At 46.1% G+C, this 13,003-nt stretch carries 8 protein-coding genes and 1 pseudogene; 6 read left to right on the top strand and 3 right to left on the bottom strand.

What is annotated here, in order from left to right; translation table 11 throughout:
* Nucleotides 1-72: 72 nt before the first annotated feature.
* Nucleotides 73-852 (top strand): SDR family oxidoreductase, encoded by a 780-nt coding sequence (locus V6B33_RS03110; protein ID WP_334216262.1) that lies wholly within the window; start codon nt 73-75, stop codon nt 850-852.
* A 223-nt stretch (nt 853-1,075) separates the two neighbouring features.
* Here V6B33_RS03110 and V6B33_RS03115 read toward each other — a convergent pair.
* A pseudogene (locus V6B33_RS03115) lies at nt 1,076-1,782 on the bottom strand (Crp/Fnr family transcriptional regulator).
* A gap of 212 nt (nt 1,783-1,994) precedes the next feature.
* On the opposite strand from V6B33_RS03115, the gene V6B33_RS03120 reads away from it, so the two are divergent.
* The 4 genes from V6B33_RS03120 to V6B33_RS03135 all read left to right on the top strand — a co-directional run bounded on the left by V6B33_RS03120 (nt 1,995) and on the right by V6B33_RS03135 (nt 9,389).
* On the top strand, nt 1,995-3,125 hold the full coding sequence (locus V6B33_RS03120; protein WP_334216263.1) for a carbohydrate-binding protein: 1,131 nt from the start codon (nt 1,995-1,997) through the stop codon (nt 3,123-3,125).
* A gap of 156 nt (nt 3,126-3,281) precedes the next feature.
* Entirely contained in the window at nt 3,282-5,153 is a 1,872-nt protein-coding gene (shc, locus tag V6B33_RS03125; protein ID WP_334216264.1) for a squalene--hopene cyclase, read from the top strand.
* 300 nt (nt 5,154-5,453) lie between these two features.
* Nucleotides 5,454-8,534: a GNAT family N-acetyltransferase gene (locus tag V6B33_RS03130; protein WP_334216265.1), complete on the top strand. Its 3,081-nt coding sequence runs from the start codon at nt 5,454-5,456 to the stop codon at nt 8,532-8,534.
* Between the two features lie 93 nt (nt 8,535-8,627).
* A complete protein-coding gene (locus V6B33_RS03135) occupies nt 8,628-9,389 on the top strand; it encodes a class I SAM-dependent methyltransferase (protein ID WP_334216266.1) in 762 nt (253 codons plus the stop codon).
* A 59-nt stretch (nt 9,390-9,448) separates the two neighbouring features.
* On the opposite strand, the gene V6B33_RS03140 is transcribed toward V6B33_RS03135, so the two are convergent.
* Nucleotides 9,449-10,867 carry an alanine/glycine:cation symporter family protein gene (locus V6B33_RS03140; protein ID WP_334216267.1) on the bottom strand — a complete coding sequence of 473 codons (1,419 nt, stop codon included), beginning with the start codon at nt 10,865-10,867 and terminating at the stop codon, nt 9,449-9,451.
* A gap of 275 nt (nt 10,868-11,142) precedes the next feature.
* Between V6B33_RS03140 and V6B33_RS03145 the strand changes: the two genes are divergently transcribed.
* Nucleotides 11,143-11,400: an atypical membrane-integrating protein (Mistic protein) gene (locus V6B33_RS03145; RefSeq protein WP_334216268.1), complete on the top strand. Its 258-nt coding sequence runs from the start codon at nt 11,143-11,145 to the stop codon at nt 11,398-11,400.
* Nucleotides 11,401-11,558: 158 nt separating this feature from the next.
* Here the strand turns inward: V6B33_RS03145 and V6B33_RS03150 are convergent, their stop codons facing one another.
* A complete protein-coding gene (locus V6B33_RS03150; RefSeq protein WP_334216269.1) occupies nt 11,559-12,977 on the bottom strand; it encodes an NAD-dependent succinate-semialdehyde dehydrogenase in 1,419 nt (472 codons plus the stop codon).
* Nucleotides 12,978-13,003: the final 26 nt, after the last annotated feature.

The raw sequence follows: 13,003 nt of genomic DNA on the forward strand, positions 1-13,003 counted from the left end.
ATGATGATGGCTGGGATTCTGTAAGTGCCATTTTATAGACTGATTTTAATAGAATGACAGGGGAGGATTCATATGAATTCATTACGTGGAAAAACAGCCATTGTCACGGGAGCCAGCCGTTCGGGCGGCATCGGAACGGCGATTTGCCTTGCGCTCGCTGAAGCGGGGGCTGATATATTCTTTACACATTGGATTCCATTTGACGAAACGGAAGGGAATGGTGTGGAAGAAGAATGGCCGCAGCGGTTAAAAGATAGATTAATAGGCATGGGTGTCCGTGCCAGTCATATGAAAGCGGATCTGGAAGATGATCATGCACCAAAAAGGATTCTTGATCGTGTCAAGAGAACGATTGGGACACCTCATATCTTGATTAACAATGCCACATACTGTGCACCGTCAACTATTCGGACGCTTAATACAGATTTATTGGATAAACATTATCATGTGAATAATCGAGGTACGCTCATGCTCACGCTGGAATTTGCCAGGGAGTTCGAGAAATCGAACCCTGATGGCGGGGAGGGGAGGATCGTATTTATGGTTTCAGGGGGACCTGACCCTGATAATCTTGCTTATATTGCCACAAAAGGTGCCTTGAAGGCGATCACAGCCCCACTGGCGACAGGTCTTGCTCCATTTGGTATTACCGTAAACTCTGTTGACCCGGGGCCGACCGATTCAGGCTGGATTGATGAAGAGATGGGGCAAGCGTTTCTGCCGATGTTTCCGATGGGGCGACTCGGAATGCCGGAAGACGCAGCGAAACTGATTCGTTTCCTTGCAAGCAGTGACTCTCAATGGGTGACGGGACAGATGATTGAATCGAATGGAGGATTTCTAGGGAAATAGTGGGTGGCTAGGGCAATCGAAAGGCTGATTTGCGGGATTGATGTCGAATATAGCCCGGGAAATATAAGGGAAATGAACAGATAATGTCAGTATTTAGAGAAGACTTCATTCAAAGACTCTTTTCGCAGTGATTGGCGCTTTTTACACAAATGAACATAATGTATATCCATAGCAAAAAAAATAAGGACAAGTTCAGTTGTTGTCCTTGTCTTTCCATCTTCTATTACTCTATATTACAAATATAGATGGGACAATTTTCACATCCGATTTCTTCCCGGAGGTATGCAAGGTCGAGAATGATGATCCTTCCATTCGCTGAGTAGTCTATCTTTATCTTCAGTTCACTCAGAATGCGGTTGACACTCTCCCGTGTCGATGCACAAAACTAGCGAGCTCCTGATTGGTGAGGTGAATATCGAGGAGGATCCCGTGATCTGCTTTCACCCCGTACGAGTTCGAAATACGGATCAGTGTGGAATAGAGAGCACCCTTTTTTCCGTGCATGACTAAATCCCTGATTTTTGACTGGTTCTTTCTTAACTGTGTGGAAATCCACTTCATGAATTCAAAGGTGAGCGGGGCATTGTTCATCAGAGCCTTTTCCAAGTGATCCCTTTGAATGATGAGGTCTTCCCCATCTTCAAGTGCATAAGAGCTCAGCATGTGGGTGGCATCATCCGAGAAGAGAGTGAGTTCCCCGATGCAGTCGCCCCTTTTGTAAATTCCCATTGTTAATTCCTTGCCTTCAAGATTCAGTTTGCTTACTTGGAATACACCTGATTTTATCAGTAATAAGTCAACAGCTTTTTCGCCTTCCTGAAATAAGAAGGTGCTTTTTTTTACATGACGGGGAGTTCCGATTGATTGTAATAAAGAAGACATGTCCTCTGAAATTATTGAAAGACCGCCATTTTTATTGAAAGTATCCATCGATACATCACCCTTCTATAGAAAAGTCCGAATAAGTATTTAGAACATGTATTTTAAATGTCTGTTTTCCCTTTGAAATTATCATTTTCCCTCAACTTTTACAATAAGATTGTGGATATGATTCGTCACTAAAGGGGGAATGAAAGTGTACTTACTCCTGCCACCAGCTTTCTGCATAAGGTAAATACAGATTGAGAAGGAGGGGAAAATCAATGTTTCCTTATGTTTATCCTGTCAGCCAGTATGATTGGAGAAACGATTATCATCAACCTGTATTTCGGAATGGTGAAGATGGAAGCCAGTATACTTATTGGCCTGTAAATCCACATTATTACTCAATTGAACCTTATGACCAGAGAGCATTTTATCCGAATGAGCCTTATTATTACGACCCTAATCTTTATCCGGCTGTGCATGCCGATCAAGTTCAGTATTACCCGAACTCTTATTATGACGGGGGAATTTATGATGAATGGCGTGCAAACTGGAAGAACTGGGAAGACCTTGGTGCACCGCCAAGAGGAATGAAAGGCTCTCCTGCTGTAGCATCTTGGCAGCAAAACAGACTGGATACGTTTGTCCGTGGTGAAAATGATCGGATGTGGCACAAATGGTGGAACGGCTCCCGATGGAGTGATTGGGAGGATCTGGGTGCACCACGGAGAGGGTTGAAGAGTTCACCTGCAGCTGTTTCATGGGGGCCGAACCGGATTGACACATTCGTCCGGGGCGACAGGGACTCCTTATGGCACAAATGGTGGGATGGTTCCCGCTGGAGCCAGTGGGAAGATCTTGGCGGTCCTCCTGGAGGGTTTAGAGGAGACCCGGCTGTCGCTTCATGGTCTGCAAACCGTTTAGATGTGTTTGTCCAGGGTGATGACTATAATATGTGGCATAAATGGTGGAACGGATCCAGGTGGAGCGGATGGGAAAACCTTGGAGCACCAAGAGGAGGAGTGAGGAATTCACCAGGAGCCGTATCATGGGGCCCGAACCGGATCGACAGTTTTGTGAGAGGGAATAATGACCGGATGTGGCATAAGTGGTGGAATGGTTCCCGCTGGAGCGAGTGGGAGGATCTCGGTGCGCCAAGGGGCGGTTTCGAAGGAGCACCTGCAGCCTCATCCTGGGCTCCCAACCGGATTGACACCTTTGTCCGTGGAGACAACAATACGATGTGGCATAAATGGTGGGACGGCTCGCGGTGGAGCAGATGGGAAGACCTCGGGGCCCCACGCGGAGGAGTGCGTTCCGCACCTGGAGCTGTTTCATGGGGAAGGAACCGCATAGACACCTTTGTCAGGGGAAGAAACGATCATATGTGGCATAAATGGTATTCATGATGTTCAAATAAAAAAACAAAAGTAATCATCCAGCCGGAATGATTGCTTTTGTTTTTTTAGAATGGATGCACCCTTGCATTCTCGCAAACTACTAACATGAGGCGTTGCAACATATACATATCAAAGACGTCAAACATGACAGCGGGAGGCTTGAATATGAGAGGGGAAATTGAAGGTACCATCAAAAAAATGGAGGAGATTCTCCGGCAAAGGCAAAAACCGGACGGCAGCTGGTCTTTTTGTTTTGAGAACAGTCTGATGACGGATGCCTATATGATCATCCTCATCCGTTCATTCTTTCTGGATGAAGACAGGCTGCTGTCACAGTTAGTCGGAAGACTCTTGGAAATGCAGACTAAAGAAGGGACCTGGAAGGTATTTACGGATGAGAAAGAAGGGAATCTTTCTGCCACGATCGAAGCTTATTTCGCGTTGAGGTTCAGTGGACTTCTTGATGGAGAAGACAAGCGTTTGAAAAAAGCGGAACAATTCATCAAAGATAAAGGAGGCTTGGAAGAGGCTCATACCCTCACAAAGTTGATGCTTGCCGTTCATGGACAGTATGAATGGCGGCATCTTTTACCTGTCCCGATTGAAATTCTGCTTATACCCAGGAGCTTTCCCATCAGCTTTTGGGATTTCAGCAGCTACGCCAGGGGTCACATGGTCCCGTTTCTATTATTAAGGGATGGCCGTTATCATTTGAAGACAGTTCGGACGCCAAACATCAGGCATCTTTTTCTTCATTCCAATCGAAATCAGAGCGATGAGCGGGTTATGTTTCTCCTGGGAAAAATAACAGAAGGTGTAAAAGAGATTGCGGGTCTGCCCGAATCCATCCGTTCTCACGCTCAACAATTTGCACACGAATACATGCACAAGCGGATAGAGTCGGATGGAACCTGCCTCAGTTATTTCAGCGCTACCTTTTTTATGCTATATGCGTTGAAATCCATCGGGTATAAGGATGAATCTCCAGTCATTCAACATGCCATCAACGGTTTGAAAAAGATGATCTGTCATACCGAAAACGGACCTCATGTACAAAATTCACCTTCCCAAGTTTGGGACACGGCACTCATTTCCGATGCGCTGCAAGAGTCGGGTGTTTCCTGTGAAGATGAGATGATAAAAAGGTCAGTTGGCTATTTAGTGAAGAAGCAGCATTATAAATTCGGAGATTGGGCCATCGAGATTCCAACCATTTCTCCAGGTGGCTGGGGGTTTTCAGACAGCAATTTGATCCATCCTGACGTCGATGATTCGACAGCTGCATTACGTGCCATTACCTATTCAGCCAGTGAAAAGCCTGAGATCCGGCAGGCATGGGACAGGGGCATCGCTTGGGTGCTGGGCATGCAGAACCGTGATGGAGGCTGGCCCGCCTTTGAAAAGAACAAGACAAAAGGGATTCTAGCTTCATTTCCAATGGACGGCGCAGAAGCAGCAGCAATCGATCCTTCCACTCCTGATTTGACGGGGAGAACTCTTGAATTCCTGGGAAGCAGGGCAGGACTGACAAAGGATCATCAGAAAATGAAAAGGGCCATCCAATGGTTAAAGCTGAGTCAGGAGGAAAACGGCTCATGGCCGGGCAAATGGGGGATTCATTATATATACGGAACTTGGGCAGCGGTCACCGGTATGAGTGCCGCAGGAGTTCCTGCAACGGATAAAAGCCTTCAAAGAGCAAAAGAGTGGCTTGAAAGTATTCAAAGAAGTGACGGAGGTTGGGGAGAATCGTGCTGCAGCGACCAAAAAGAGATGTATATTCCGCTTTCCTTCAGTACAGCCTCGCAAACCGCATGGGCATTGGATGCGCTCATCAGTATATCAGAGCAGCCGACAGCACCCATTGAAAAAGGGATTAGAAAACTCCTGGATATCATCAACAAGGAACAGACTTCCCAAGCAGTTACCTACCCCACAGGTGCTGGCCTCCAAGGGAAATTCTATGTCCGCTATCACAGCTATCAATGGATTTGGCCACTGCTGACCCTAAGCAAATATAGAAACAAATACAACTGAAAGCACAGGGGGCTGGACGCCCGCCCTCTGCGCTTCCCACTGCTGAAAGCCTGAAATCCCGCCCCATTCGATCACCGTGCGGAGTGCGCTTCCCTCAATGCAGCAGTGTGATAAAGAGTTAGAATATTCTTTACTTATCAGGCATAACATTTTAAACTGTGGATGGGAAGTAATTTTTTCCAATATTAAAAAGGAGGAGATTAAGATGATGATTATTTTCAATGGAGTGTCACAAGAGGTAAAAAAGTGTGAGGTCAGACATATAAAGACATAGCGAAAGTCAGAATGCAGGAGGAACTTATGAAGACGACAATGGAGAAAGTGAAAATAGTAGAATACCACGAAGGTCTTGCAAAGGGTATAGCCAAGATGTGGAACGAAAGCCGGGAGAGCTGGGGCGGCGATGCCACGGTCACTACAGAGCAGGATGTTATAGAGAAAGAAGCGAACTCTACGAATCTGCATTTATACCTTGCTGTATTGGGAGAAGAGGTCGTCGGGTATTGCGGTTTATCTCATTACCGCGAGGATGAAGGTGCGCTCTATATACCGCTGTTAAATGTCCATCCGGACTATCATGGCTTAAAGATCGGCAAACAGCTCGTCCTCAAGGCACTTGAGAAAACGATTGAAATGAAGTGGCCGCGTCTTGATTTATTCACATGGCCGGGCAACACGAAAGCTGTACCGCTTTATAAGAAGTGCGGATTCTTCTGGGAGGACCGCGATGATACGACTCACTTAATGAATTTCATTCCGTCCGTGCTGCAGATCGACTGGCTTAAGCCGTTCTTTGATAAGAATGACTGGTATTCTTCCAGTCAGCGTGTCATTGAGGTGAAACCGGATGGCATCAAGGAGAATGATCATACTTACTATGAATACAAGTGGGAAGCGGGGGACGAGTTTGTCCGGATTCAATTTGAACGGACGGGACGCGGCATCCGTCTGATTGAAACGCAGGATCTTCTGGTAGAAATGAATCTTCCTGATTTTAAACTGCTGGAAAAAGAAGAGCAGTTAGTTTCTTATCATGTGATAAATAAAACGGATAAACCTGTGGACGTGTCACTGTGGGGAATGTCCACGGAAGTCGTGAATCATAGTTTCATAGGGAAAGAAACGGTGGTAAACGAGTGGAAAGGCGAATATTCTGCAGTCCTTACTTTGCCTGAACGGGAACCAAGCCCGTGGAAGACACATCCGGTTATTGGTGCGGATATTGAAGTTGACGGCAAGTTATTTCCTTTGAAAATGGGGGTATTCCCGAAGCAGGCAGCCAAGCTCCATTTGCGTACTGTTAAAAAACATTTCCGTCCGAATCAGGATCTGGATGTTTATTTAGACATTGAAAGTCAACTTGAAGAAGATGCAAAATGGACCATCAAGCTGCCAAAAAGCAAAATCCTGCACATGGAGAAATCGGAATATACATTCGAAATACAAGCAAAAAGCAGGGTGTCCATTCCTTTACAATGCCAATTGTTGAAACACGGCTTCTATTCTGAAGAGGTCCTTGTGGAAGTCAGAAAACCCAACGATGAAGGATTTCAGTTTAAAACGAAGCTGTCACTTGCTTTTCCTGGTCTTGGAGCGAGATTCGGAGGGGAAACAGAAGGGCATTGGACCTGCTATAACGGTCCCTATTATGTCGAAGTTGAAAAGAGGAACCATTTTGTCAAAGCAGGTTCGATTCTGTCCAAACAAAATCCGCTGACGCTTTTCACCCCAAAACTGGGCAAACCATTCAGCGAAGAATTTTCCAAGAAAGAAGCATCTGCGATTGAATTCATTGAAACTCCCGAAGCAATAGTTATGAAAACGTCTTTGGAATCCGAAGCTTTTCCGGGAGTGGTTCTGAACACGTATATGAAGGTCTATGGTTCGGGACTGGTGGAATTAAAACATGAAGTTGTAAATAAGGCAGAAGAAGCGAAAGAGAAGCTACTCCTTATTCAGCCGCTTCCAATTGAATTCAAACGCATGGCCATCCCGTCAAAAGAGGGAGCCGTGATCGGTGATGAAGCGATTAAACCTTTCATGGATTACATCCGGGATAAGGAAATTTCTGAAAGGTGGCTGTACACGTCCGATGCGAATGGTGAATCCAAAGGGCTTGCCTGGCCTGAAGAGGCCTTGGGCAGAAAGAATGACTGGCATTTCGCCATCGAATACAAGATCGATCACCTTCCAGCCGGTAAGGAAGTATGCCTCGGACCGATCCAAGTCGGGGTCAATGTGTCCCCAACCTGGAAAGAGTGGAGGGAATTTGTGCTCGGAGAGGTTGCTCCGCGCATGGAAGAATGCTCCCTATATGCTCTTGAAACTTCAGATGGAACCCTTGTGTCATCTGCAGGGGAACGAGTGAATTACTCGTTCCGTTCGAAACTCACTCCTTATCTCGAAGGGGAATTGATGATCAGTGCATATGGTAAGAGCTTGGAACATACGGTTGGAAAAGAGGACGAAGTGACTGAAGTGAAAATTGAAATGACGCATTCTGAACCCGGATTACAGCGGATCAGAGGGCAATTCCGCTCACGGGGACAGCATGCATCATTGGAAACCGTCACGTTGGTAAAAGGAAATCTGGAGGTTTCAGTGGTCCATGATGAATCGGGCTGGACGGTGGACAACGGAATACTTTCCTTTAAAGCGGAAGCCGCCTACTTTCCTGGTGTCTACTCCTTGATTTACAAGGAGAAAGAATTCCTGCATCATCAGTTCCCGGAACCTGGACCGAAAGCCTGGTGGAATCCATGGGGCGGCGGTGTGAGATACAGTTTCATAAATGTCAGTCCATACTCGATGCTGAAGGAATCGACGAATATCCAGTCAGTTGTAAAACATGATGACAAAGGAAATGCCTGGAAGGGACTTTGCTTGACGACGGAATTTAGCAAGCATGAAACGATGAAGGGCGTTACGCTTCGCCAATTTGCCCTGACGCTTCCTGAGGTTCCGGTCATTGCATTTTACTGTGAGATCGAACAGCAGTCAGGAAGGACGTTTGTGAACGAAACCGTTGATCTTGAGGCATTCTTCAAGCCTGGAGATAATCTGTCATCATGCTATTTGAATCTCCCGACTGAAGGGAAATTCGATACGTATTATGCTGGTGTAGAAGAGTTTGCACTGAGAGACACACCGTTTGTTCACTCGGGCTCGGATGAACGAAAAGAAAAGATCATGGTCGTTCACCCGGATTCCTCCAAAATGACCGAAGGCTATATCAACCAGGAAGTACTCGTCATTGCTTCCTCGGAAGACTGGTCAGCCTCCACCGGGCAGTGTGTCAAAGTGAGACCGACGGTGATGTTCATAGGGGAAGGAGACCTGTCAGCAGCATATAAACAATTGAGAGCCATTTCATTCAGATGAAGAAGCTGTCCGCTCCTATTTAGATGGGGGCGGGCACTTGTTCATTTGAAGAAGATTGGATATTACAGTGAAATCATTTTTGGAGGACATTCTATGTCGTTTAGTCATTATGGTAAATTATGTACCGAAGTATATGATCTGACAAAAAAAGTCGGACAATCCTTCGGCGGGGATATTGAGTTTTACAAAGGAAAGCTTCAAAGCTGTAAAGGGCGTGTGCTCGAGGCAATGGTCGGCTCTGGAAGAGTCATCATTCCGTTGTTGGAAAGTGGTCTTAATTTGGACGGAGTGGATGATTCGCCGGAGATGCTGGCATCCTGCAGACGCCGGATTACAGATAGCGGGCTGCAAGCCGATTTGTATGAGTCAAAATTGCAGAGTCTGGCTCTGCCTCACAAATATGAAGCGATTATCATCCCGGGCGGATCCTTTCTATTGATCGATGATCGTGAGGAATCTATCCAGGCATTAAAGAAACTATATGAACATCTGGAGCCAGGCGGAAGTCTAATAATGGATATATTCCTGCCTGATGGCCAATTTGAAACGGGAAAGGTCCATACATCAGTCTTCCCATTACCAGATGGGGATACCATTACCATGGAGAGCAAGCTTATTGAAGCTGATTTCTTCCAGCAGCGTAAAGTGAATCATCTGAAATATGAGAAATGGCGGGAGGGGACACTCATCGCTGCAGAACTTCAACGATTCGCCTTACGATGGTATGGGGTCCAAGAATTGGCTCTCGTGCTGAAAGAAATAGGATTCTCACAAATAGACATCTGCGCAGATTTCCAGGAAGGCATGCAGCCGACAGGAAGCAAACAGAAGATCGTTTATCTTGCCAGGAAATAAAGGTTATCAAAAAGTAATCAAAAACAGCCGGCGCGAATATCCTCGCTCCGGCTGTGTCATTAACTTGCTTTCCTCTTCGGATAAGCTTGCATTTGACCTGGTAAATACTCATTGAAGTAATGATTCGTCTCCTTCACAATCACCTTATAAAGAAGGAGCAATGCAATCAGGTTCGGAATCATCATAAGCGCATTCGACATATCTGCAAATGCCCATACCAGTTCAAGATTCGCGACAGCACCCATACCTGTCGCAACAACATAAATCAATCGGTAGGATGCAATGTACCGATAGCCTGTCAGGTACTCAAAACACTTCTCGCCATACATATACCAGCCCACAATTGTCGAGAAACCGAAGAAGATTACCGAGAACGCTACGATGTATTCACCCGCTATACCGAGTGAATGCGCAAACGCCGCGCTCGTCAGTGCACCTCCGTCCAGGTCCGGTGAATGCTGGACACCTGAAATCGCTCCGCCGCTCGGATCCCAGAAACCTGTGATGATCAGAACTAATCCAGTCATGGTACAAACAACGATGGTCACGATAAATGTTCCAGTCATCGCAACCAAAGCCTGCTTTACCGGATGATCCGTCTTTGCATTCCCTGCTATCAGGGCTGCAGTACCAAGACCTGCCTCATTGGAGAAAATCCCCCGTGAAACGCCGCTGCGGATCGCCTCGCTGATAACAACGCCGGCAAATCCTCCGGCGGCAGCAACAGGATTAAAAGCGTAAAAGAATATGAGTTTGAAAGCCGGGATGATCAGGTCATAATTCAACCCGATGATCAATAGCGATCCGCCGATGTACAAGAACGCCATAATCGGAACAAAGAAAGAAGCAACTGTACTGATGCGCTGAATTCCGCCGAAAATGATTAACGCGGTCAGTACCGCAAGGACTGAACCAGTCACCCAATTATTAATATGAAAACTTGTCGTCATTACATCCGCTATTGTATTGGATTGTACACTGTTCCCGATTCCAAGTGCGGCAAACGCACCGAATAAAGCGAATGAGACAGCAAGCCATTTCCACTTGCTGCCGAGTCCTTTTTCCACATAGTACATTGGTCCCCCTGAATACTCACCGTGCTTATTCTTTACACGGTATTTCATCGCAAGCAGCGCTTCTGCATATTTCGTCGCCATCCCGAGCAGTCCGACGATCCACATCCAGAAGATCGCACCCGGTCCGCCAATCGTGATGGCAGTCGCGACACCGGCAATATTACCGTTCCCGATTGTAGCCGATAAAGCAGTCATCAGTGTCTTGAAATTGCTGATGTCCCCTTCTGACTCGGAAGAACCTGTACTTTTATCCTTCGTGAAAGCCAGCTTGAACGCATAGAATAGTTTTTTGAACTGCAGTCCTCTTAGCATGATTGTTAAAAATAAGCCTGTCCCGAATAACAGTACTAAACTTGGTGTCCCCCAAAGAAATGAATTGATCTTGTTTAGCACATCTAACATAAAATCCTCCTCTTGATGTAAGCGTTTACTGTTTGTGACCTTTACTATTATATATAGTACCACCCCCAGGCTGTCCAGTAGTATGTGAAAGTTTGCCAGAGAATGAGTTTTTTGAACTATCCGGGCTGTTGCCATTGTCCTTTGATATGCTGCCATTCAAAATAGTACAAACGGTTTAAGGGGAGGTACTTATTTTAATGAATCTGGGGTCCTGCCTTTAGCTGAATAAAGTATAATCCCATCAATTCCCACACATACTATTGACGGGTGATAATATGAGAGCGAACAAAGATGAAACCGAAAAATACAGTGATGCGATTGATAAGATGCAAGAGGGACTAGAGGCGATGATCGAGCTCTATAATGATATGGAAGAGGATACCCCCTTTATCGATTTGGAGGAGGGCGTCCTTGAAGATCTTGAGAAAGCGAAGCGTATATACGGGGAAGAATATGTGAGTAAAAAGGTTAATACAATTCTGAAAGAGGTGTTGACCTGGCTGGATTTGAAGGAAGATGGAAAAGGAAAATAGTCAGTTGTAAAGTAAGAGGCATCAGTTTTTTGGTTGCTTTTTAATTTTTTTCAGAGCACTGTTGGATGTGAAAATGACTATGTAGTCAAAAAAAAGTAAAACCCCATCGGATTGAATTGTACCGATGGGGTTTTATAAAGCTGGATAAATGATCCGATTTATAATCCAACCGAAATATACTTAACCTCCAAATACTCCTCAATCCCATGATGTCCGCCTTCACGGCCGAGACCGCTCTGTTTGAATCCGCCAAACGGGGCCTGAGGGGTCGAAGGGACACCGTCATTCAGACCGACGATCCCGTACTCCAACCGTTCACAGATCTGGATGCCCCGCGTGATATTTTCTGTAAAGACATAAGCTGCAAGTCCATAAATGGAATCATTTGCACGTTCGATCGCTTCTTCCTGTGTCTTGAATGTCGAGATGGGCGCAAGCGGACCGAATGTTTCATCCGTCATGCAAAGCATATCTTCACTTACATCTGTCAGGACGGTAGGTTCGAAAAATAAACCTTTGCCGGCATTTCCACCGATTACCACTTTCGCCCCTTTACTCACTGCATCGTCTATATGCTTCTGGACTTTTTCCACAGCACCTTCATTGATGAGAGGGCCGATATCGACGCCTTCTTCAAGTCCGTTTCCAACTTTCAACTCTTTAACTTTTTTCACAAGCCTTTGAGTGAATTCTTCGCTTATGTCTTCGTGGACGTATACCCGATTGGAGCACACACAAGTCTGACCGGCATTGCGGAATTTTGAGGCGATGACTCCATCGACTGCTTTATCGATGTCGCAGTCGTCCATCACGATGGAAGGAGCATGTCCGCCAAGTTCAAGGGAAACTTTCTTGATGGTGTCCGCCGAACCTTTCATCAGCTGTCTGCCCACTTCGGTCGATCCCGTGAAGGTCAGTTTGCGCACGCGTGTATCTTCTAGCCATGCTTCACCAATCGCTTTCGAATCCCCTGTGACGACATTGACAACTCCTTTCGGGATACCTGCTTTCTCAGCAAGGGCAGCCATTTTCAACGCGGTCAATGGGGTAAGATTGGCAGGCTTTATGACGACTGTACAGCCCGTCGCAAGGGCAGGAGCTACTTTCCTGGTGATCATCGCAGCAGGGAAGTTCCACGGCGTGATAACGGCCACGACTCCGACAGGCTGTTTCGATACGAATAATCGTTTGTTGGTCTGTGTCGCAGGAATTTGTTCACCGTAAACACGTTTTCCCTCTTCCGCGTACCAGGAGATGAATCCATTTGCATATTGAATTTCACCCTGTGCTTCTTTCAGCGGTTTTCCTTGTTCCAACGTCATGGTCCTTGCCAGGTCATCTTTGTGATCATTGATCAAATCGTACCATTTGCGGATGAGATCGCTTCTTTCATAGACAGATTTCTGAGACCAGTCACGGAAAGCATTGGCTGCCGCATCGACAGCACTTGCCGCTTCGTTTTTTCCTCCTCTTGGAATCGTTGCAACAACCTCTGAAGTAGCAGGGTTGGTCACTTCCACCTTGGATAAATCACTTCCGATTTCTTCACCGTTAATGAGCATATTGTAGTGTTGCATGTTTGTCCTCCTTTTCTTTTCATATA

The sequence above is a fragment of the Mangrovibacillus sp. Mu-81 genome, from assembly GCF_036867415.1.
Classification (GTDB): Bacteria; Bacillota; Bacilli; order Bacillales; family Bacillaceae_B; genus Rossellomorea.